Raw genomic sequence first — 21,525 nt, 5'->3', positions numbered from 1 at the left:
CGTTGGTGAGTGTTTGTTGCTGTGGTGATCGATAGGTTCCCGAAGCGGAGAATTTCCAAACCGACTCCGGTAACGATCTGGTCTAGACCGCCCGCCACCGGCGACGACCCCCGGCCGCCCGGCCCCGTACGCCAGCGGGCGCCCGACCCCGTGGGGGTCGGGCGCCCGCTCAGCGGTGCCGCTTGACTTACCGGTGGGTGACGCTGCGGCGGCGACCCACACCGGCCACCAGGGCCACGGCGATGGCGGCGAGGACGACCTGCACCAGCAGCTCGGTCCAGTCGATGCCGGCGGTCTGAGTGGCGATGCCCATCGCCCGGGCCAGCACGGTGCCCAGCAGCGCGGCGCCCACACCGATCAGCATGTGCAGCCAGATCGGCATGTTCTGGCGGCCCGGCACGACCAGACGGCCCAGAGCGCCGATGATGAGACCAACAACGAGCGCGGTGATGATGCCCCAGACGGTGAACTCCACGGTCGCCCTCCTCCTGAAGATTGAGTCACACGGTATGTGTGGTTCCTGTCGTGACAGCTAGATTCCCGACCCGCCGGAAAACCAAACCGACTCACCACCACACATGTCGCCGCACGTCGATCGAACACCGCTGCGTCGGTTCGCCGGCCGTCGATGTCCGTGCAGCTCAGGGCACTCGCGCCAGCCCATCCGGCAGCGACGCCGGGGCGGAAAAATTCGTCCGTACGACACCGGGGCGCGCATGCCGACGGCCGGCGGCCCGGTCGGAACACCGGGTCCGCCGGCCGTCGTGGGACACCTGGACCGGCCGTGCCGCGCGGGCGCGGCCGAGCCGACGGGCCGGGCGTACGCGCCCGCTGCGGGCGGCTACTTCTTGCCGGCCGGCTTGGCGTCGCCGGAGTCCGAGGAGAGCGCGGCGATGAATGCCTCCTGGGGCACCTCCACCCGGCCCACCATCTTCATCCGCTTCTTGCCCTCCTTCTGCTTCTCCAGCAGCTTGCGCTTACGGCTGATGTCACCGCCGTAGCACTTGGCCAGCACGTCCTTGCGGATGGCGCGGATGGTCTCCCGGGCGATCACCCGACTGCCGATGGCCGCCTGGATCGGCACCTCGAACTGCTGGCGCGGGATCAGGGTGCGCAGCTTCGCCGCGATCGTGGTCCCGTAGTTGTACGCCTTGTCCTTGTGCACGATCGCGCTGAACGCGTCCACCGGCTCACCGTGCAACAGGATGTCCACCTTGACCAGGTCGGACGCCTGCTCGTCGGTGGGCTCGTAGTCCAGCGAGGCGTAGCCCTTGGTGCGGCTCTTCAACTGGTCGAAGAAGTCGTAGATGATCTCGGCGAGCGGGAGGGTGTAGCGCAGCTCCACCCGGTCGGCCGAGAGGTACTCCATGCCGAGCAGGCTGCCGCGCCGACCCTGGCACAGCTCCATCACCGCGCCGACGTAGTCGTTCGGGGTGAGCACGCTGGCCCGCACCACCGGCTCGTACACCTCGGCGATCTTGCCGGTGGGGTACTCGCTCGGGTTGGTCACCACGATCTCCTGGCCGTCCTCGGTGATGGCCCGGTAGACCACGTTCGGGGCGGTGGAGATCAGGTCGAGGTTGTACTCCCGCTCCAGCCGCTCCCGGATGATCTCCAGGTGCAGCAGGCCGAGGAAGCCGCAGCGGAAGCCGAAGCCGAGCGCCCCGGACGTCTCCGGCTCGTAGTCGAGCGCGGCGTCGTTGAGCTTGAGCTTGTCCAGCGCCTCACGCAGGTTGGGGTAGTCCGAGCCGTCGATCGGGTAGAGGCCGGAGTAGACCATCGGCTTGGGGTCCTTGTAGCCGCCGAGCGCCTCGGTGGCCGGCCGGGCGTTGATCGTGACGGTGTCACCGACCCGGGACTGCCGGACGTCCTTGACACCGGTGATCAGGTAGCCCACCTCGCCGACGCCGAGCGCGTCGGCCTTGACCATCTCGGGCGAGATGACGCCGATCTCCAGCAGCTCGTGCACGGCGGCGGTGGACATCATCTTGATCCGGTCCCGGGCGCTGATCCGGCCGTCGATGACCCGGACGTAGGTGACCACGCCCCGGTAGACGTCGTACACCGAGTCGAAGATCATCGCGCGGGCGGGCGCGTCGGCGTCACCGACCGGCGGGACGAACTGCCTGACGATCTCGTCGAGCAGGTACGGCACCCCGTCACCGGTCTTGCCGGAGACCCTGATGCAGTCGGCCGGGTCGCCGCCGATCAGGTGGGCCAGCTCCTCGGCGTACTTCTCCGGCTGGGCGGCCGGGAGGTCGATCTTGTTGAGCACCGGAATGATCTTGAGATCGTTCTCCAGCGCCAGATAGAGGTTGGCCAGCGTCTGCGCCTCGATGCCCTGGGCGGCGTCGACCAGCAGCAGCGCCCCCTCACAGGCGGCCAGCGACCGGGACACCTCGTAGGTGAAGTCCACGTGGCCCGGGGTGTCGATCATGTTGAGGACGGCCTGCTCACCCGTCCGCTCGCCCTCGCGGATGGTCCACGGCATTCGGACGGCCTGGCTCTTGATGGTGATGCCGCGCTCGCGCTCGATGTCCATCCGGTCGAGGTACTGCGCGCGCATCTGCCGGGGATCGACCACGCCGGTCAGCTGCAACATCCGGTCGGCCAGGGTCGACTTCCCGTGGTCGATGTGGGCGATGATGCAGAAGTTCCGGATGCGCGCCGGGTCGGTGGCACCAGGAGCGTTCGCGCCGGGATCGAGCGTCGGTGGCACAGCGGTCCGTTCTGGTCGGCTGACGGGAGCGGGCCGACGCACGCCGGCCCCCTCTATGCTCCCACGTCGCCGCGAACCCGGTCCGATCACTCCTGGGGTACCCGGACCGGACCCGACGCGGCAGGGCCCGGCGGGGTGCACTCCTCGGCCACCTCGACGGAGAGGGCGGGCCCGGCGGGGTTCACTCCTCGGGCGGCTCGACGAAGAGGGCGGCGAGCTTCGGCAGCCGACGGCGGGCCTCCTGCTCGTCGTCGAAGTCCCAGAAGTCGTTCAGGTCGGGCACCGGCACCCGGTCCCGCTCCGCCGGCAGGTCGGTGGCGGTCGCCTTACGGTAGGCGTCCCACGGCACCGCCAGCATGTCCTCGCACTCGAACTCCTCACCGCTGAGCGCCGCTGACCGGACCCGGGGCACCTCGGCCAACGAATCCGGCGCGGTCACCGCGGCGGCGAAGACCGCCCGCCCCTGGGTCATCAGCCAACCCCGGAAATACTCGAACCCGTCGTCGGAGCAACCCCCGTTGATCAGGTACGCCGCACCCCACAGGTCGACCCGGTAGGAAGCGGCAAGCACCCGCTGCTGGTGGTGCGCGTACCCGACGATGTCCTGCGGGGTGCGTTCGGCGAGCAGCGCGACCGCCCGGGCGGCGACCGCGCCGGCCTCGCCCCCGCCCCCGGCCCGGGCCTGGTCGATCAGCTGCCAGAAGTCGTCGGTCCTCATGGCCTGGAGTCTCCCAGACCCCCGCCGGCACCCGGTCGACGCCGGGCCACCGTCGTCCCGGCCGGGGCGCACGCGCCGCGCGGGTCGGCGGTCCACCCGGTTCGGCCCGACCGGGCACGATGGTGGGGTGTCCACGACGCCGCCGCCGTACCACCGCACCGCCGTGCGGCCCGACTGGCGGGAGCTGCCCGCCGGCCTGCGGGACGCGGTCACCGCCCGGCTCGGTGCGCCGGTGGTCACGGCCCGGACCGCGACCGCGGGCTTCACCGGCGGCTTCGCCGCCGTGCTGGAGACGGCAGCCGGCACCCGGGTCTTCGTCAAGGCCGCCGAGTTGGCCCGGCAACGCCACCTGGCCGACTGGTACGCCCGCGAGCTGGCCGTCCTCGCCCGGCTGCCGGCCGGCCTGCCGGTCCCCCGCCCACGCTGGGCGCTCGACGCGGCCGGTTGGTACGCGGTCGGCCTCGACGCCCTGGACGGGCGGACGCCCCGCCTGCCCTGGGACCCGGCCGACCTGGCCGCCGTGCTCACCGGCTACGCCGAGGTGGCCGCCGCGCTGGTCGACCCGCCGGCCGCACTGACCGCCCTCGGCCTCCCCCGGCTGGCCCAGCTGGCCCGCGACGACATCCTCTGGTGGGGTGAGGTGGCCGCCGGCCGGGAGCCGATGCCCGCACTGCCCCCGGCGGCCCGCGACCGGCTACCCGACCTCGTCGCGCTGGAGTCCCGGCTGCCCGGCTACGCGGCAGCCGCACCCGGCCTGGCCCACGGTGACCTGCGGCTGGACAACGTGCTGCTCGACCCAGCCGGGCGGGCCTGGTTCTGCGACTGGAACTGGCTCTGCCACGGCCCCGCCTGGTTCGACCTGGCCGGCCTCCTGATCACCGGGTACGGCGACCGGGTGGACCTGGATGCGGCCTTCGCCGCCCACCCGGCGGCGGCCGACGCCCCGCCCGACGCCCTGGACGTGACGCTTGCCGCCCTCTGCGGCTACTACCTCACCGCCGCCGGCCCACCCTCAGCCGCCGCCTCCCCGCCGGCTGACGCTCTCCCGCCGATTGGCGGCCCCCCGCCGGCTGGCGGCCTCTCAACGGTCGCCGGCTCCTCAGCGGCTGATTGCCTCGCGGCGGCCAGCGGCTCTCCACCGGCCGGGGGCTCCCCACCGGCCGGGGGCTACCCGGCGGCTGCCCAGGGGGCGGGCGGCCCGGGGGCGGCGGGCCCGTCCGCGCTGCTGGGAGTGCATCGACGGTTCAGCGGGGAGCAGGCTCTGCGCTGGCTCGCCGCCCGGCAGGGCTGGTGGTGACCACCTGCCGTGCCGGGCTGGCCGGTCCGGGCGGGGGTGGGGCGTTTTGGCTCGTCCGGACCGACCTGGTAGCCTGGCTTTTCGCGTGGCGATGACGCATGCTCGTCGCGCGCGGTAATGCAGACCAAACCGAGCTATCAAGACGAGGCTGTCGCGTGGCGAACATCAAGTCCCAGATCAAGCGCAACCGGCAGAACGAGAAGCGCCGGCTGCGTAACAAGTCGGTCAAGTCGTCGCTGAAGACCGCCATCCGGAAGTTCCACGAGGCTGCGGAGGCCGGTGACGCCGAGAAGGCCACCGCCCTGATGCGTGACGCCGCCCGCAAGCTCGACAAGGCCGCCAGCAAGGGCGTCATTCACGCCAACCAGGCGGCCAACCGGAAGTCGGCCATCTCGAAGCGCGTCGGCTCGCTCTCGGCCTGACCGAGCGACCCAAACCCGACCGTAGGCCCCGGAGCAGTGCTCCGGGGCCTACGGCTTCGTACTTTCCGGGCCTCGACCCGTCGTCCGCGCTGCCCTGACGAGTCAGGTCTACCCGGGAGAGACGAGCGGCGAGTCGCGTCTACCCGTGGGAGACGGGCGGGGCGGCGGGTCGGGTCTACCTGCGGGAGACGGGCGGGGGCGGCGAGTCGGCCGGCTCCCAGCGGGCAGGTGCGGTGGTGACCATCGCGCCCGGCAGGGCGTAGGGCACCCGGGCGCGTCCGACCACCGGCTCGACCTGCCGCCGGAACCGGTCCCGCTCCTGCTCCGGCACCAGCGCCGCCGAGTGGACCACCCGCTCGGCGACCTCGTCGTTGAGTTTCACCATGACCGCCACCGCCATCGGCAGCACCGGCACCGCCCACCAGTTGACCAACTCGGCCAGGGCAAGAAGCACCGCGAGCGCCACCGCCCCCTCGAAGAAGAGGAAGCAGAGCACCCCACCCGGGTTGACGAAGCGCAGGCCGAGCAGCCGGGCGTAGAGCGGTCGGTAACGCTGGTCGTCCGCCGGCACGGTCGACCAGCCCGGCCGGCCGTGCCCCGTCACCGGGCGGGTGGTCCCGCTCACCGGCCGGTGCACGCCATCCACCTGCCGCAGGTGGCCGGCCGCCGGGCGGATCGGGCCGGTCACCGGGCGGTGCCCTGCCGGGCGGCGGCGACCGAGAAGACCGCCTTCTCCAGGGCGTACGCCCGGTCGTCGGCACCGCCCTTGACCGCCGCGTTGCACTCGGCCGCCGCCCGCATCGCCTCGACCAGCCCTTCCGGTGTCCAGCCCCGGGCCCGCTGCTGGGCATTCTTGATCTTCCAGGCGGGCATGCCGAGGGTGCTCGCCAGCTGGTACGGATCGCCCCGGCCGGCGGCTGCGACCCGGGCCACCGTCCGGACCCCGTCGGCGAGGGCGTCGGCGATCGGCACCGGGTCGACCCCGACGTGCAGCGCCCAGCGCAACGCCTCCAGCGCGGCGGGGACGTCGCCGATCATGGTGGCGTCGGCGACGGTGAAGCCGCTCACCTCGACCCGACCCCGGTAGTAGCGGGACACCGTGTCCGCGCCGATCCGCCCATCCGTGTCGGCGATCAGCTGGGAGCAGGCGGCGGCCAGCTCCCGCAGGTCGGTGCCGACGGCGGCGATCAACGCGTCGGCCGCGTCGTCGGTGCACCTGCCACCGCCCCGGCGGATCTCGTCGCGGACGAAAGCCACCCGCTCGCGGTGCCCCTTGAGCTTCGCCGCCGCGATGACCGTCGCCCCGGCGGCGCGCAGCCCGTCGGCGAACGCCTTGCCTTTGCCCCCGCCCAGGTGCAGCGCCACCAGTTGGACGTCCGGGTCGGGGTTCTTCGCGTAGCCGAGCAGGGCGGTGACCAGGTCCTTGCGGGCATCCTGGGCGGACCGCAGCACCAGCACCCGCCGCCCGCCGAACAACGACGGGCTGAGCATCTCGGCGATCTCGCCGACGGCCAACGCCCCGGCCTGGTATTCCCGGACGTCGACCTCGGGGTCGACGCTACGGGCCTTCGCCACGGCTTCGCTCACCGCGCGCGTGGCGAGCAGCTCCTCGTCGCCGAGGACGAGCAGAATAGGAGCAAGGTCGACGCCGGTCACGTCGCTCATCTTGGCACGCTCGGCGGCTGATCGTGCCTGCTCGTCGACGGCTGCGACGGCCCACCCCGCACTCAGCGCAAATATAGACATTTACCTTGATTGTCGGGCAGTGGGCGCAATATGGCTCTGATTCCTGATTTCCCTTCACCTTCGTCCGGCCTGCCCCGGGCTGGCCAGCCGCCCACCCCACCAACCGGGGCAGGCCCGGAAGCACCGTTTCGTCCCACCCGGGTCAGCGGCGACCCGGGGGCAGGCCCCGACCGACCACTGCCAGCCGGCCGGACCGCAGCACCACCGCCACGTCCCCGTCGGTGTCGGTACGCAGCACCCGGGCACCGGCTCGGGTGAGCCGATCCAGGATCACCGGACTCGGATGGCCGTAGTCGTTGTCGGCTCCCACCGGCACCAACGCGACCATCGGCCGGACCGCATCGAGGAAGGCCGGCTCCTGGTATGCGCTGCCGTGGTGGGCCACCTTGAGCACCTCGGCCCGCAGTTCCTGCGGCGGCGTCCGGTCCAGCAGTGCCCGCTGCTCCTCCGTCTCCGCGTCCCCCGGCAGCACGATGCGGACACCGGCCACGGTGGCCCGCAGGACGAGGGAGTTGTTGTTCGGGTCGGACCGGGTGCCCCGCATCGGATAGGGCGGACCGAGCGCGACCAACTCCACCCCACCCGACCGGTACGACCAGCCCGCCGCCGGCACCACCTGCCGCGCGGCACCGGCCGCGAGCGTCACCGACTCCCGTCCCGCCGCCGGCTCGGCCAACGCCGGGGCGACCACCATGGCCACCCGTCGGCCCCGGGACACCCCGGCCACACCCCCGACGTGGTCGGCGTGGAAGTGGCTGACCACCAGCAGCGAAACCTCCCGGACGCCGAGCCGGCGCAGGCAGCCGTCCACCGCCGACGGCTCCGGGCCGGCGTCCACCACCACCGCCCGGCCTGCCGTCACCGGCAACACGAGGGCGTCTCCCTGGCCGACGGCGCAGGCCACCACCACCCACCCGGGTGGCGGCCACCCGCTGGCGACCAGCCGGACCGGGAGGGTGCCCAGCACCACCGCCACCGCACCGACCGCCACCAGCCGGCGGACCAACGGGCGGCGGACGGCCAGCAACAACCCCAGGGTCAGCCCGGCCAGCAGCAACGCGCCCGGCAGTCCGCCCGGCCAGGGCAGGGTGCCGGCCGGCAGACGGGCCCCGACCCGGGCCACGGTGACCAGCCACCAGGCCGGCCAGCTCGCCAACCAGGCGGTGAACTCCGCACCGGCCGGCCACACCGGGGAGACGACCGCCGCCGCCACCCCCAGCACCGTGGCCGGGGCGATAGCCGGCACCACGAGCAGGTTCGCCGGTACGGCCACCAGGCTCACCGTGCCGGAAATGCCCGCCACCACCGGCCCGCAGGCGAGCTGGGCCGCCGCCGGAACGGCGAGCGCCTCCGCCAACCCCGCCGGTACGCCCCGGCGACGCAGCCCGTCCCGCCAGCCCGGGGCGAGCAGCAGCAGCCCACCGGTGGCCAGTACGGACAGCGCGAAACCGGCGTCACCGGCCAGCTCCGGGTCGACCAGCACCAGCACGGCCACTGCCGCAGCCAACGCAGGCAGGGTCGCCCGGGGACGCCCGGCAGCCAACGCGGCCAGCCCGATCGCCCCCATGGTGGCCGCCCGGACCACGCTGGGCGAGGGGCGGACCAGGACGACGAAACCGATCAGGGCGAGCCCACAGAGGATCACCGCCAGCCGGGGACCGGCCCGGACCCAGCGGGCCAGCAGCAGCACCGCGCCGACCACGATCGCCACGTTCGACCCGGACACCGCGTTGAGGTGGGTCATCCCGGTGGCGCGGAAGTCCTCCTCCACGGTGGCCGGCAACCGGCTGGTGTCCCCGACGACCAGGCCGGGCAGCAGACCACCCTGGTCGGGCGGGAGCGGGGCGCACGCGCGGTGCAGACCGGCCCGCAGGGTGCCGGCGGCACGCTGGAGCCACGGCGGTGGCCCGTGCCGCACCGGTGGACCGGGCACGCTCAGCACGGCAGCGGTGAGGTCACCGCCCCGGGGTGCGGCCAGCCGCCCCTGGGCGGTCAGTCGCTGTCCGGGCAGCAGACCACGCCAGGTCGGGTCGGTGGCGAGCACGAGCACGCGTACCGGGGCCCGCAGGCGGTGCCCCTCGGGGTCGGTGAGCGTGGCCAGGTCCGCCGTGACGAGCAGGGTCGCCGGGCGGCCGGGTGCGCCGCGTACCGGGCGGGGATCGTCGCGGAGCACCAGGTCGGCGGTGACCCGGGCCCGGTCGTCGACCAGGGCACGCACCGGGGCGGCGTCCCGCACGTGCAGGCGGGCTCCGGTGGCGGTGCTGCCACAGACCACGCCGAGCAACACGGCGACGGCGATCCAGCCGTACCGGCGGACCGGGGTGGCCGGGGTGCCCAGCACGCCGTGCAGATGCCCGGCGAGCAGCGCGGCGAGGACGGCGGCGGATGCGGCGAGCAGGACCGCCGTGCGGGTGGTGAGGTGCAGGCAGCTCAGCGCCGCCAGCCAGGCCGCCACCGCCAGCCCCGCCAGTCGCAGGTCGGGGGTCCGGTCGGAGGCAGGACCGCCGGGGTCGGTGAGCGGCGTCCCGGCCGGGGTCCGGTAGGGGGCAGGACCGCCGGGGTCGGTGGCCGGTGTGCAGCCGTCGGCAGCCGGTCCGCCCGGCCCTGGCCACCGACCGGCGGTGACGCCCCACCGATCCGGGAGCGGCCCGGGACCGCCGGTCGCACCGTCATCCCACCCGGGACCGCCGGTCACACCGTCACCAGGTCCTTGAGCTGCTCGTACCGGGCGTCGCCGATGCCGTCGACCTGACGCAGGTCGCCCACGCTGCGGAAGCCGCCCTGCTGGTCGCGGTGGGTGAGGATGCGTTGGGCGAGCACCGGACCGACCCCGGGCAACGCGTCGAGCTGCGCCAACGTGGCGGTGTTCAGGTTGACCCGGCCACCCGGCACACCCCCGCCCGGCGCGGCTGGGCCGGCCGCAGCGGCGTCCGGCCCGGTCGCGCCGGGCGGGGCGGTCACGCCGACCAGGATCAGCTCGCCGTCGGCCACCTTCCGCGCCGGATTGAGCAACGCCACGTCGATGCCGGGCAGGACACCGCCGGCCGCCTCGACCGCGTCGGCGACCCGCGCCCCGGCCGGCACCCGGACGAGCCCGGGGCGGCGTACCTTGCCGGCCACCGCCACCACCAGCTCACCTGTCGGCTTCGGGGCCGGGCCCGACGCGGACCCGGCGGAGGACTCCGGCCCGGCCACCGCCGTCGCCGTCGGGACCGGTTCCGCCTCGGGGCGCGACCGCCAGGCCCAGAACCCGGCACCGAGCACCACGACCACCGCCACGGCAGCCAACGCCCGGACACCGCGCCGGCCAGGGTCGAAGGCACCGGGGCCGGGCAGCCGACCGACCGACGCCGGGTCGTCACCGTCGGCGCGGGGCAGCCGGTCGGGGTCGAGTGCCTCGCGGCGGGGCAGCCGGTCGGGGTCGAGTGCCTCGCGGCGGGGCAGCCGGTCGGGGTCGAGTGCCTCGCGGCGGGGCGCCCCACCACCCGGGACCGGATCGTCCAGGTCTGCCTGACGCGACCGGTCGACAGCGGGAGGGTCGACGACGCGCGCGCCCACCCCGGGTGAACCGCCGACGGGGAGACCACCGACCTCCGGTGAGGCGGCCCGGCGGGATCTGGAGCCGCCGGCCGGGCCGGGCCGTCCGGCCGGCACCCCACCTGCGCCGTCGCCGGACGGTACGCGAAGCCCGACCGCCGGCCGGTACGGGCGGGGTGGCGGCTCCGGCGGCCCTGCCGCCCGCACCGTCGACACCCCGTCGGTCAGCCGGTACAGCCGTCGCCGCACCATGGTTTCCTCATCCTCCGACACGGCGCGAGGTTAGGCCGACGGACGGCACCCGCTCAGCCCGACGGAGGTCGGCTGTGGACGACGACGAGGGCTGTGGACAACCACCTGGCCATGGCCGGGATCTGCTATGGCACGGGCAGGCAGGACGTGTCGGCCCGTACGTACACCGGCCCTCATCCTCGGGCCCGCGCCCAGGCGACGACGCGGTCCGCCAGGTCCGCGTGCCGGTCGGGGTTGAGCTGGGTGAGTTGGCTCGCCGCCTCCTGCATCAGGGTGCCGAGGTAGACGAGCAGGGCGGTCCGATTTCCCCGGTACTCGACGAGGAGCGCGAGCTTGGCCGGCTGGCACGGCCACTCCCTGCCGCAGTTGCGGCAGCGGCACAGCGGGCGCATGGCGACGTGCGGTACGGGCGGACGGCCTGCTCAGTCGGATACGGGACGCCCTGATCAGGGAGAGCCTGATGCCGTGGTTCCGCGAGTGGGTCACGATCGAGCGGCAGGAGATCCTTGAGCGGGACAGTCCGCCACTGTTCGTGGCGGTGTTCGACTACACCGCCCTGGAGCGCCCGATCGGTGGCCAGAAGGTGATGCACGAGCAGTTGCTCCACCTCCGGGAAGTGGCGCAGCGGCCACGAGTCCACATTCGCCTGGTCCCGAAGGGCACGGGGGCGTACCACGGGCTGAACGGCGCCTTCGTGATCGCCACCCCGGCGGAGGGTGACGACGTCGCCTACCTGGACAACCAGCTACAGGGATCGATCGTCGAGCGGGCGGCGGACGTACACTCTCTGCGGCAGGCCTGGGAGTCTGTGCGCGCAGCGGCTATGCCCAAAGGGCCACCCTCAAGTTGATCTCGGAGGTGGCAGAGTCGTGGAGCTGACCGGCGCGATCTGGCACAAGAGCACGCGGAGCAGTGGCAACTCCGGCGACTGCGTCGAGGTGGCGGACAACCTGCCCGGTGTCGTGGCCGTGCGCGACAGCAAGGACCCGTCCGGCCCGGTGCTGGCCTTCGATCCGACGACCTGGCGGTCGTTCGTCGGGTTCGCCAAGCGCGCCTGACCCCGGCACGAAACGACCCGCTCCGCGCGCGGTACGGGCGGGAGCCGGCCATCGGTGCCGCTCACCCACCCCGCGTCAGGCCGGCCGGCGGTGGACCACGACGCTGGCCAGTCCCGGTCCGGCGTGGGCGGCGACCACCGCACCCGCCTCGGAGGCGTAGGTGTCGTGCAGGCGGTCGCCGAGCCGGGCGGTGAGCGCCTCGACCAACTGCTGGGCGCGTTGCGGGGCGGCGAGGTGGTGCACCCCGAGGTCCACGTCGGCGTCGCCGGCTGCCTCGACGGCCAGGTCGATCAGGCGGGCCACCCCCCGGCTGGCGGTACGCACCTTGTCGCGCACCACGATCGCGCCGTCCGGCATGTGCATGATCGGTTTGACTGACAGGGCGGTGCCGAGCAGTGCCTCGGCCGCGTTGATCCGGCCGCCCCGGCGCAGGAACTCCAGCGTGTCGACATAGAAGAAGATGGTCGTCCGGTCGACGGCGGCCAGCGCTGCGGCGCGTACCCCGGCCAGGTCGGCACCGGTCTCGGCGGCCGAGGCGGCGGCGAGCACCGGGAAGCCGAGCCCCATCCCGGCGGACCGGCTGTCGACGACCTCGACGCGGCCACCGACCTCGGCGGCGGCGAGCCGGGCCGCCGCCACCGTGCCGGACAGCTCCGCCGACAGGTGCACCGACACCACCCCGTCCGCACCGTCGGCCAGCAACCGCCGGTACGTCGTGACGAACTGGGCCGGCGACGGTCGGGACGTGCTCACCGAGACCCGCCGGCCGCCGAGTGCCCGGGTGGCGTCGGCGGGGAAGGTCTCCACCCCCTCCAGCCCTTCCGCTCCGTTGAGCACGACGGTCAACGGCACCACGGTCAACCGGTGCGCCCGCACCGGCTCGGGGGGCAGGTAGGCGGTGGAGTCGGTGACGACCGCGACGGACATGACCGGCACGCTAGCCGATGCCGGGGCGGGTCGCCCGCGCCGGCCGGCTCAGACCGGCTCGGACGACGCCGGCCGGGCCGGCGGGCCGACGTTGTGGGCGCGCAGGTGCCAGCCCCGGACGTCGTTGCGACGCAGCTCGGTCCAGTGGCAGTTGGCCAGTGCGCCGACGCTGCGCAGCACGTCATGGTCCCAGCCGAGCAGGTGACCGACGCCCTGCCGGGCCGCGCCGCCGTGGGTGGCGACCACGACCGTGCCGCCGTCGGCCAGCTCGACGGCGGCCAGCAGCGCCGTACCGACGCGCTTACCGAGGTCGTCGAGGGGTTCGATGCCCGCGCCCGGGTCCGGGTCGCCGGCCCGCCAGCGGGCGTACTCGGTGGGGAACCGTTCGGCCGCGTCGGTCAGGGCGAGGCCCTGCCAGTGGCCGAAGTGGCGTTCCCGCAGCCTCGCGTCGGGGCGGACCGGATGGCCGGTGAGCTGGGCGAGCGCGGCGGCGGTGTCGGCGGCGCGGCACAGGTCGGAGGCGACGACGACGTCCGGGCGCAGCGCCGCGAGCAGCGGCGCGGCGCTACGGGCCTGCTCCCGGCCGAGGTCGTTGAGGGGTACGTCGGTCTGCCCCTGGACCCGGCCGGCAGCATTCCAGTCGGTGTTGCCGTGCCGCCAGATGATCAGGCGGGTCATTCGGCGGCGGCACCCGTGGCGTCGGCGTCGACCAGGTCGCGGTCGACGAACGGGAGCTGCGGGCAGTCCTTCCAGAGCCGGTCGAGGGCGTAGAACTCGCGCTCCTCGGTGTGCTGGACGTGGACCACCATGTCGACGTAGTCGAGCAGCACCCAGCGGCCACCGCGCTCGCCCTCGCGGCGGAGCGGCTTGGCCTTCTCGGGCAGCTCCAGCAACCGCTCCTCGATGGCGTCGACGATGGCCATCACCTGGCGCTCGTTGGGCGCCGAGGCCACCAGGAACGCGTCGGTGATGGCGAGCTGGTCACCCACGTCGATGATGACGATGTCCTGCGCCTTTTTGTCAGCCGCAGCCTGGGCGGCGGCCATCGCCAGCTCGTGAGCGCGTTCGGAAACTGTCACCGTTCTCCTTCGATCAACCGTGCGACCCGTCAAGCGTCTCACACCCGACGCGGAGACGACTTGTCAGTTCTGGCCGGTTACCGGGACGAACTGGCGGTTACCGGGCGGAATCACTGCTGGTAGAGCCGTCGTTTCGCGATGTACTGCACCACACCGTCGGGCACCAGATACCAGACCGGTTCCCCCCGACCGACCCGGTCGCGGCAGTCGGTCGACGAGATCGCCATCGCGGGCACCTGCACCAGGCTGACCGTGTCGGCGGGCAGGTGCTCGTCGGTCAACGCGAACCCGGGCCGGGTGACCCCGATGAAGTGGGCCAACGCGAAGATCTCGTCCAGGTCTTTCCAGGACAGGATCCGCTCCAGCGCGTCCGCGCCGGTGATGAAGTGCAGCTGCGCCTTCGGGCCGTACTCGTGGTGCAGGTCACGCAGGGTGTCGACGGTGTAGGTGGGGCCACCACGGTCGATGTCGACCCGACTGACCTGGAAACGCGGGTTGGAGGCGGTGGCGATGACCGTCATCAGGTAACGGTCCTCGGCCGGACTGACCGGGGTGTCCGCCTTCTGCCACGGCTGGCCGGTCGGCACGAAGACCACCTCGTCCAGGCCGAACCGGTCCGCCACCTCGCTGGCCGCCACGAGGTGGCCGTGATGGATCGGGTCGAAGGTGCCGCCCATGATGCCGATCCGCCGGATGTCTTCCTCCACCCGATGATCGTAGGCCCGGCCCACCCCGCCTGAGCGGCCGGTGGGGATGCCGGGCATCCCCACCGGCCCCGTCAGGCGGCGGCAGCGGCGACCGCCGTCCGGGCGACCAGCGCCCGGCGCAGGTCGTCGGCGGCGTCGACGACGCTGCGCCGCAGCCCGGGGGTGAGGTCGTCCCGGCTGAGCAGGGCCGCGGCCGAGTCCAGGGTGGGCTGGGCCACGGCGTACCGGGGGAAGGCCAGCCGGGCGACCCGTTCGGCCACCCACGCGGTACGCCGTCGCGCCGCCGCCGGCATCTCGGTGAAGTACCGGTCGACGTACGTGCCGGTCAGCTCAGCCTGCTCGGGTTGCCAGAACCCTTCGGCCGCCGCCTCGACGAGCCGGTTGGAGCAGCTGGTGTCCCGGGTGATGATCTCCCAGGCGGCGTCCTTCGCGGCCACCTCGGGCCGGGCCGCCCGGCACCGGGCGGCCCGCTCGGCACCGGTGGCGCTGCGGTCGGCCGACGCCTCGGCGGCGATCTCGGGCTCGCCGGCCGCACCCAGCACCACCAGCCGGTGCAGCAGCGCCCAGCGCAGCTCGGCGTCGACGGCCAGCCCGGCCGGCACCTCCCGGCCCGCGAGCCACCCGGCCAGCAGGTCGGCGTCGGCGGTGGCGGAGAGCAGCCCCCGGGCAGCGGCCAGTTGCAGCGAACCGCCGGCCGGGGCGGCGGCGAGCAACGTGGCGCACGCTTCGGCCGTCCGCAGCAGGGCGGCGTCGCGGGCGAGCGGGTCGAGGTAGCGGTCGACCAGGTTGCGACTGCGGGCGAGCACGCTCTCGGCGACGGCCACCTCGGTCTCGGCGGGCAGGGCCACCGTCAGCAACGACACCACCGCCGACACCGGCCGCTCGCCGTCGGTCGCCGCGTCCAACGACTCCTCCCAGAGCAGGGCGCGGGCCAACGGGTCGGTGAGCGTGGGCAGCACGGTGCCGACCGCGTCCGCCGACGCCGGGTCGAGCCGGATCTTGGCGAAGGTGAGGTCACCGTCGTTGGGCAGGAGCAGGCCCTCGGCGACCCGACCGGTCAGCTCGGGCAGCTCGGTACGCCCCCGGTCGGCGGCCGGGTCGAGGTCGACCTCGATCCGTTCGGCCGCGCCGTCGGGGGTGTACCGGCCGACGGCGATCCGGTGCGGGCGCAGCACCGGGTACTCCTGCGACGCGGTCTGCACCACGGCCACCGAGGACCACCGGCCGTCGGCGTCCACCGAGGTCTCCGTCCGCAGCGTGTTGACCTGCGGTTGACGCAGCCACCGGGCGGCCCAGTCGGTGAGGTCCCGCCCGCTGGCGGCGCTGAGGTTGGCGAGCAGGTCGGCCAGGGTGGCGTTGCCGAAGCGGTGGGCGGCGAAGTGCCGGTTGAGCCCGGCCAGGAAGGCGTCGTCGCCGAGCCAGGCGACGAGCTGGCGGAGCACGCTGGCGCCCTTGGCGTACGAGATGCCGTCGAAGTTGAGCAGGCCCTGGGCGGCGTCGGCGACCTCGTCCGGAGCGACCGGATGGGTGGACGGGCGCTGGTCGGCGGCGTACCCCCAGGCTTTGCGGCGGATCGCGAAGGTCGTCCAGGCCCGGTCGAACCGGGTCGCCTCGGCGGTGACCCGGTTGCCCAGGTACTCGGCGAAGGACTCGTTGAGCCACAGGTCGTCCCACCAGCGCATGGTGACCAGGTCACCGAACCACATGTGGGCCATCTCGTGGGCGATGGTGGTGGCCCGCTGCTCCCGCTCGCTGTCGGTGACCGCCGAGCGGAAGATGTCGTCGTCGCGGATGGTGACCAGGCCCGGGTTCTCCATCGCCCCGGCGTTGAACTCCGGCACGAACGCCTGGTCGTACTTGACGAACGGGTAGGGCTCGGCGAAGAGCTGGTGGAAGCGGTCCAGGCACTGCTTGGTGACGGTGAGGATCTCGTCGAGGTCGGCATCGAGGTGGGTGGCCAACGACTGCCGGCAGTAGACGCCGAGCGGGATGCCGTCGTGGTCGTCCCGCCGGACGTGCCAGGGGCCTGCGATCAGCGTGACGAAGTAGCTGGCCAGCGGCGCGGTGGGGGCGAACTCCCAGCGGCCCGGGGCCGGGTTGGCGGTGAGCGGGCCGTTGGCGGCCACCGTCCACTCTGGCGGGGCGGTCACCGCGAGGGTCACCGGGGCCTTGAGGTCGGGCTGGTCGAAGGCGGCGAAGATGCGCGGCGCCTCGTCCAGGAACGACATCGCATAGAGGTACGTCGCCCCGTCGGCCGGGTCGACGAACCGGTGCATCCCCTCACCGGTGTTGGAGTAGGCCATCTCGGCGGTGACCGTGAGGGTGTTCTCCGCCGCCAGCCCGGTGAGGGGGAACCGGCCGTCGGTGAGCGCTCCCGGGTCCAGCTCCCGGTCGTTGAGCCGGACCGTCTCCAGGGTCGCGGGCTTGACCTCGACGAAGGTCTCGGCACCGGCGGTGGCCCGGAACCGGATGGTGGTCGTCGACCGGAAGCGCTCCTCGCTACCGGTCAGATCGAGGTCCACCTGATAGGACTCGACATCGATCAGTGCGCGACGCGCGGTCGCCTCTACACGGGTCAGGCTCGGCATCCGCTTATCCTGCCCGACGGGGAGCCGGCCGGGCTTCCCGATACGCGCGGCAATGGAGGATCAACAATGGGTCAGCACCCCAAGGGCGACTTCGACCTGTCCCGGGCGGTCTGGCAGCGAGCCGAGGGAGACACCTCCGACAGCGCGGTCGAGGTGGCCTTCGTGGACGACCTGATCGGGATGCGCAACTCGGCCGAGCCGGACGGCCCGGTCCTGGTCTTCACCCAGGCCGAGTGGGACGCGTTCGTCGCAGGCGCGCAGGACGGCGAGTTCGACCTCGACTGAGTGCCGGACGCCGACCCCCGGGCGGTAGGTGGCGAGACACCCTACCCCCGGGGGCACCGGCCCGGTGGGCGTCCGGCTGGCCATCGGGCGGCCGGCCGGTCGACCGGTGTCGGGCCCCCGGCTCACCCGTCCCCCTCGCCCCAGCCGAGCCCGCCCGGCCCGGGTGCGTAATGGAACCCCGGGTGGCCGGCGACGTCGACGCAGCGCTCGCCGTCCGGGCCGACGACGTGACAGAAGAGCCGCTGCGCGGCCCGCCAGGAGCCGGCCGGTGACAGGGCGGCCGAGGCCAGCACCAGCTCCGGGCGGAGCAGGCTCAGTGCCTGCGCGTACGCCACCGCCAACTCCCGGGCCTGCTCCGGCCCGTCGGCGGCGAAACCCAGGTGCACGGTGAAGTGTCGGGGTGGCCGACGGGGACGCCGGATCAGCGGCTGATCCGGCGGGCGGACCCCACCCGGCCCACCGGGCAGGTCGACCAGCCGCCGCTCCCGCCAGTACGGCGGTGTGTTCTCCCGCATCGGGCCTCCCCCGTCGTCGAACCGGCCCCCGTGGTGGCCGTACCGCTGAGCCAAGCAGGTTTCCGGCGTCGCGGGAGGGGCCAGCGGTCGCCCGGCTGCTGGCCCACAGCCGACCCGGCCCGCCGCGGTGGCGGGGGCCGGCCGGGGGATTCAATGCCCCAAACCCGGGTAGAACACCCAAGGCCGACCAGCCGGGTCCGCCCACCGTCACCGCGTCAGGAGAGCCCGATGGCCACCACCCCGGCCGACCGCAGCCCGGAGAGCACCCTGGCGTTCTTCCGCGAGGGCTACCGGTTCATCAGCACCCGGTGCGAGCGCTACGACACCGACATCTTCACCGCGCGGCTGCTGCTGGAACCGACGATCTTCCTACGCGGGCGGGACGCGGCGGAGCTGTTCTACGACACCGAGCGGTTCCGGCGGGCCGGGGCGGCACCCAAGCGGGGCCAGCGGACGCTGACCGGGCAGGGCGGGGTGCAGGGCCTCGACGGCGCGGCCCACACCGAACGCAAGGCCATGTTCATGTCGATCATGACCCCGTCGGGCGTCGCGCGGCTCGGCCAACTCTTCGCCGACCAGTGGCGCACCCGACTGGCGAGCTGGGGTGGACCCGGCCCGGTGGTGCTGCGCGACGAGGTCGGCCCACTGCTCCTGCGGGCCGTCTGCGCCTGGGCGGGCGTACCGCTGCCGGAGAGCGAGGTCGTCCGGCGCAACGCCCAGATGCAGGCCATGATCGACGGGCCGGCCGCACTGGGTCTTCGGCACTGGCGTGGTCTGCGCGGACGCCTGCGCGCCGAACGCTGGATCACCGACGTGGTGGAGCGGGTACGGATCGGCACCCTGGCCGCGCCGCCGGGAAGCGCGCTGGCGGTCATCGCCGAACACCGCGACGCCCAGGGGCGGCTGCTGCCCCGCCGGGTCGCCGCGGTGGAACTGATCAACGTGCTGCGCCCCACCGTGGCCGTCGACCGGTACGTGGTCTTCGCCGCCCTGGCCCTGCACGACCACCCGGCCTGGCGGGACCGGGTCCGCACCGGCGACGAGCCGACCGAGTGGTTCGTCCAGGAGGTACGCCGCTACTACCCCTTCTTCCCGGTCGCCTTCGCCCGGGTGCGGCACTCCTTCGAGTGGCAGGGACACCACTTTCCCAAGGACCGCCGGGTGCTGCTCGACCTGTACGGCACCAACCACCACCCCCGGCTCTGGCCCGAACCGGAGCAGTTCCGCCCGGAGCGGTTCGCCGGCTGGCGCGACGACCCGTACGGTTTCGTGCCGCAGGGCGGAGGCAGCCACCTGGGCGGCCACCGCTGCGCCGGGGAGTGGATCACCATCGAGCTGATGAAACAGGCGGTCGGTCTGCTGGCCGGGGCGATGGACTACCAGGTGCCACCACAGGACCTGGCCCTGGACCTGTCGCGGGTCCCGACCCTGCCCCCCAGCGGCTTCGTGCTCACCGGCGTCCAGCGCGCCGACTGAGCCGCCGGGCCGACTGACCAGTCCCGCCACCCGAACCCGACCGGGGAGCCGACCCGGGAGCCGGAAACCAGAAGCCTGACGTCGGGCGCCGGGCGCCGGGCGCCGGGCACCGGGCGTCGGGCATCGGGCATCGGGGACTGGAAGCCGGTAGCCGGGCGCGGGGTTGCCGGACACCGGCGGGTGAACCGAGGCGTACCGGGGAGCCACGCGGTTTGTCACGGCGCGGGTGGGGGATGCCCGGGGACCGCCGTCACCGGGAGGACCCTTGCCCGCCACCGTCACCCGCCGGGCCCGCCGCACCGGCCGGCACCGCCGTACCGGCACCTTCCAGGGCCACTGGTCGGCGGGCGGATGAGCGCCCCCGCCGCGCGGCCGGTCCCGGTCGGGTCCCGCCCGACCGCCACGCCGGGCGGCCCACCCCGGCTCCCCGTCGAGTACGTCCTACCGCTGTGCCACGGTGACGACGACAGCCCGGACGAGCTGACCGGCTACCTGCGCACGCTGGGCCGGCTGGTCGACGTGACCGTGGTCGACAGCTCACCGCCGGAGGTCTTCGCCCGGCACGCCGCCCGCTGGCACGGCCTGCTGCGCCACCTGCCACCCGATCCGACGGTGCACGGCGTCAACGCCACGGTGCGCGCGGTGCTGACCGGGGTGGCGGCGGCGCGGCACGAACACGTGGTGATCGCCGACGACGACGTCCGGTACGACGAGGCGGGGCTGCGGGCGGTGCACCGGTTGCTGGACGCCGCCGACCTGGTCCGCCCGCAGCACTACTTCCACCCGCTGCCCTGGCACGCCTGGTGGGACACCGGTCGGACCCTGCTCAACCGGGCGTTCGGCGCGGACCGGCCGGGCACCCTGGCGGTGCGGCGCAGCACCTTCCGGGCGATGGGCGGCTACGACCCGGACGTGCTCTTCGAGAACCTGGAACTGGTCCGCACCGTCCGGGCGTACGGCGGGACCGAGGCCAGCCCCGCCTGGCTCTACGTACGACGGTTGCCGCCCGGTGTGGCGCACTTCCGCAGGCAGCGGGTCCGCCAGGCGTACGACGACCTGGCCCGGCCGGCACGGCTGCTGGTCGCGCTGGCGGTGCTGCCCGGGGCGCTGACCGCGGTGCTGGCCCGCCGGCCGGGTCTGCTGGCCGGCGCGGCGGCCACTGCGGTGGCGGTGGCGGAGGTCGGCCGACGGCGGGCCGGCGGATCGGCGGTGTTCCCCCCGACCACCGCGCTGGCCGCGCCGTTCTGGCTGCTCGAACGCGGGGTCTGCGGCTGGCTCGCGCTGGCCCGTCGGGTGGGTCGCGGCGGCGTCCGCCACGCCGGTCGACGGGTCCGGCTGCCGGCCCACTCGGTACGGGCGCTGCGTCGCCAACTGACCCCGGTGGAGCCCAGCGACCTGACCCGGTGGATCCGCGCCGATCCCGCCACCCGGGGCCGCTGACCGGGCCTGACCCACCGCCCGGGCCGCTGACCGGGACTCACCCGACCACCCCGGGCCGCTGACCGGGACTCACCGACCACCCGGGCCGCTGACCGGGCCCGACCGGCCGGCCGGTCATGGGGTCCGGCCGCCGGAACCGGCCGTTGCCGGCCGGCCGCCACCGCGCGGGTGCCGCAGCAGGTGGTCGGGGTCCTTTCGTCGTTTCCCCCGCCCAGGGCCGCCACACCGCCCAGAATATGGAGATCGTCCGACCGTCGGCCCCTGGAGGTGACAGCGATGGCCCACGCCACGCGACGGCCCGCCCCGGCCGCCCCGAAGCCCCGGGTCCAGATGGTCGCCACCATCGTCGCGGCCGTCTTCCTGCTGCTCGGCATCCTCGGCTTCGTCCCCGGCGTCACCACCGGCTACGGGGAGCTGGCCTTCGCCGGCCACCACTCCGGCGCGGAACTGTTCGGGGTGTTCCAGGTGTCGGTGCTGCACAACCTGCTGCACCTCGTCTTCGGCCTGGTCGGCCTGGTGCTGGCCCGCCGGCTCGGCGGGGCCCGGCTCTACCTCACCGTAGGCGGGGTGCTCTACCTGGCGCTCTGGCTCTACGGTTTCGCCGTCACCCGGGACACCCCGGCCAACATCGTGCCGTTCAACGACGCGGACAGCTGGCTGCACCTCATGCTCGGCCTCGGCATGCTCGCCGTCGGCCTGCTGCTGTCCAACGACGCCGGCACGGGCGGTCGGCTGGACGTCCCACCCGACCGGGGCTGA

Annotated in this window: 22 protein-coding genes; 8 read left to right on the top strand and 14 right to left on the bottom strand. The window is 73.9% G+C overall.

The window, feature by feature from the left end; translation table 11 throughout:
- Window positions 1-187: 187 nt before the first annotated feature.
- The 3 genes from AB0K25_RS26750 to AB0K25_RS26740 all read right to left on the bottom strand — a co-directional run bounded on the left by AB0K25_RS26750 (window position 188) and on the right by AB0K25_RS26740 (window position 3,437).
- Window positions 188-475, bottom strand: coding sequence for a GlsB/YeaQ/YmgE family stress response membrane protein (locus tag AB0K25_RS26750; RefSeq protein ID WP_219464287.1), 288 nt, complete (start codon window positions 473-475; stop codon window positions 188-190).
- A gap of 366 nt (window positions 476-841) precedes the next feature.
- On the bottom strand, window positions 842-2,719 hold the full coding sequence (gene lepA / locus AB0K25_RS26745; protein ID WP_219464288.1) for a translation elongation factor 4: 1,878 nt from the start codon (window positions 2,717-2,719) through the stop codon (window positions 842-844).
- A 181-nt stretch (window positions 2,720-2,900) separates the two neighbouring features.
- Entirely contained in the window at window positions 2,901-3,437 is a 537-nt protein-coding gene (locus AB0K25_RS26740) for a DUF4240 domain-containing protein (protein WP_357535684.1), read from the bottom strand.
- 127 nt (window positions 3,438-3,564) lie between these two features.
- Here AB0K25_RS26740 and AB0K25_RS26735 point away from each other — a divergent pair, with 127 nt between their 5' ends.
- The gene (locus AB0K25_RS26735; RefSeq protein WP_357535686.1) at window positions 3,565-4,734 is read left to right on the top strand and encodes an aminoglycoside phosphotransferase family protein; all 1,170 of its coding nucleotides are present in this window, start codon (window positions 3,565-3,567) and stop codon (window positions 4,732-4,734) included.
- Between the two features lie 155 nt (window positions 4,735-4,889).
- Window positions 4,890-5,156 (top strand): 30S ribosomal protein S20, encoded by a 267-nt coding sequence (gene rpsT, locus AB0K25_RS26730; protein ID WP_067311213.1) that lies wholly within the window; start codon window positions 4,890-4,892, stop codon window positions 5,154-5,156.
- 175 nt (window positions 5,157-5,331) lie between these two features.
- Here the strand turns inward: rpsT and AB0K25_RS26725 are convergent, their stop codons facing one another.
- From AB0K25_RS26725 to AB0K25_RS26705, 5 genes are all read right to left on the bottom strand, one after another.
- Window positions 5,332-5,760: a hypothetical protein gene (locus tag AB0K25_RS26725; protein WP_208570149.1), complete on the bottom strand. Its 429-nt coding sequence runs from the start codon at window positions 5,758-5,760 to the stop codon at window positions 5,332-5,334.
- An 80-nt stretch (window positions 5,761-5,840) separates the two neighbouring features.
- Window positions 5,841-6,821, bottom strand: coding sequence for a DNA polymerase III subunit delta (holA, locus tag AB0K25_RS26720; RefSeq protein WP_208570124.1), 981 nt, complete (start codon window positions 6,819-6,821; stop codon window positions 5,841-5,843).
- Between the two features lie 223 nt (window positions 6,822-7,044).
- Window positions 7,045-9,378, bottom strand: coding sequence for a ComEC/Rec2 family competence protein (locus AB0K25_RS26715; RefSeq protein WP_363823362.1), 2,334 nt, complete (start codon window positions 9,376-9,378; stop codon window positions 7,045-7,047).
- Window positions 9,379-9,593: 215 nt separating this feature from the next.
- Entirely contained in the window at window positions 9,594-10,406 is an 813-nt protein-coding gene (locus AB0K25_RS26710) for a ComEA family DNA-binding protein (RefSeq protein ID WP_357535771.1), read from the bottom strand.
- Between the two features lie 458 nt (window positions 10,407-10,864).
- Window positions 10,865-11,083: a flavin reductase gene (locus tag AB0K25_RS26705; RefSeq protein ID WP_219464290.1), complete on the bottom strand. Its 219-nt coding sequence runs from the start codon at window positions 11,081-11,083 to the stop codon at window positions 10,865-10,867.
- 68 nt (window positions 11,084-11,151) lie between these two features.
- Here AB0K25_RS26705 and AB0K25_RS26700 point away from each other — a divergent pair, with 68 nt between their 5' ends.
- The gene (locus AB0K25_RS26700) at window positions 11,152-11,541 is read left to right on the top strand and encodes a DUF5753 domain-containing protein (RefSeq protein WP_255597701.1); all 390 of its coding nucleotides are present in this window, start codon (window positions 11,152-11,154) and stop codon (window positions 11,539-11,541) included.
- 19 nt (window positions 11,542-11,560) lie between these two features.
- Window positions 11,561-11,749, top strand: a complete 189-nt coding sequence (locus tag AB0K25_RS26695; RefSeq protein ID WP_219464291.1) for a DUF397 domain-containing protein — start codon at window positions 11,561-11,563, stop codon at window positions 11,747-11,749.
- A 75-nt stretch (window positions 11,750-11,824) separates the two neighbouring features.
- Here the strand turns inward: AB0K25_RS26695 and AB0K25_RS26690 are convergent, their stop codons facing one another.
- The 5 genes from AB0K25_RS26690 to pepN form a co-directional block, all read right to left on the bottom strand.
- Window positions 11,825-12,676, bottom strand: coding sequence for a DegV family protein (locus AB0K25_RS26690; RefSeq protein ID WP_219464293.1), 852 nt, complete (start codon window positions 12,674-12,676; stop codon window positions 11,825-11,827).
- A 48-nt stretch (window positions 12,677-12,724) separates the two neighbouring features.
- Window positions 12,725-13,354 (bottom strand): histidine phosphatase family protein, encoded by a 630-nt coding sequence (locus AB0K25_RS26685; RefSeq protein WP_208570130.1) that lies wholly within the window; start codon window positions 13,352-13,354, stop codon window positions 12,725-12,727.
- On the bottom strand, window positions 13,351-13,755 hold the full coding sequence (gene rsfS, locus AB0K25_RS26680; protein WP_208570131.1) for a ribosome silencing factor: 405 nt from the start codon (window positions 13,753-13,755) through the stop codon (window positions 13,351-13,353). The genes AB0K25_RS26685 and rsfS overlap by 4 nt, the downstream gene beginning before the upstream one ends.
- Before the next feature lie 110 nt (window positions 13,756-13,865).
- Window positions 13,866-14,462: a nicotinate-nucleotide adenylyltransferase gene (gene nadD / locus AB0K25_RS26675; RefSeq protein ID WP_219464295.1), complete on the bottom strand. Its 597-nt coding sequence runs from the start codon at window positions 14,460-14,462 to the stop codon at window positions 13,866-13,868.
- Between the two features lie 71 nt (window positions 14,463-14,533).
- Window positions 14,534-17,050, bottom strand: coding sequence for an aminopeptidase N (pepN, locus tag AB0K25_RS26670; RefSeq protein ID WP_219464296.1), 2,517 nt, complete (start codon window positions 17,048-17,050; stop codon window positions 14,534-14,536).
- Window positions 17,051-17,116: 66 nt separating this feature from the next.
- Here pepN and AB0K25_RS26665 point away from each other — a divergent pair, with 66 nt between their 5' ends.
- Window positions 17,117-17,335, top strand: coding sequence for a DUF397 domain-containing protein (locus AB0K25_RS26665; RefSeq protein ID WP_067312494.1), 219 nt, complete (start codon window positions 17,117-17,119; stop codon window positions 17,333-17,335).
- Between the two features lie 122 nt (window positions 17,336-17,457).
- On the opposite strand, the gene AB0K25_RS26660 is transcribed toward AB0K25_RS26665, so the two are convergent.
- Window positions 17,458-17,850 carry a hypothetical protein gene (locus tag AB0K25_RS26660; protein WP_363823330.1) on the bottom strand — a complete coding sequence of 131 codons (393 nt, stop codon included), beginning with the start codon at window positions 17,848-17,850 and terminating at the stop codon, window positions 17,458-17,460.
- Window positions 17,851-18,078: 228 nt separating this feature from the next.
- Here AB0K25_RS26660 and AB0K25_RS26655 point away from each other — a divergent pair, with 228 nt between their 5' ends.
- The 3 genes from AB0K25_RS26655 (at window position 18,079) to AB0K25_RS26645 (ending at window position 21,525) form a co-directional block, all read left to right on the top strand.
- Entirely contained in the window at window positions 18,079-19,326 is a 1,248-nt protein-coding gene (locus AB0K25_RS26655; RefSeq protein ID WP_363823327.1) for a cytochrome P450, read from the top strand.
- Window positions 19,327-19,677: 351 nt separating this feature from the next.
- Window positions 19,678-20,766, top strand: a complete 1,089-nt coding sequence (locus tag AB0K25_RS26650; protein ID WP_363823324.1) for a glycosyltransferase family 2 protein — start codon at window positions 19,678-19,680, stop codon at window positions 20,764-20,766.
- A 276-nt stretch (window positions 20,767-21,042) separates the two neighbouring features.
- Window positions 21,043-21,525, top strand: a complete 483-nt coding sequence (locus tag AB0K25_RS26645; protein ID WP_219464301.1) for a DUF4383 domain-containing protein — start codon at window positions 21,043-21,045, stop codon at window positions 21,523-21,525.

This window comes from Micromonospora sp. NPDC049257 (assembly GCF_040678915.1).
GTDB classification, from domain to species: domain Bacteria; phylum Actinomycetota; class Actinomycetes; order Mycobacteriales; family Micromonosporaceae; genus Micromonospora; species Micromonospora antibiotica.
The sequence above is the reverse complement of the archived record's forward strand: the minus strand, read 5'-3'. Positions and strand labels throughout refer to the sequence as shown.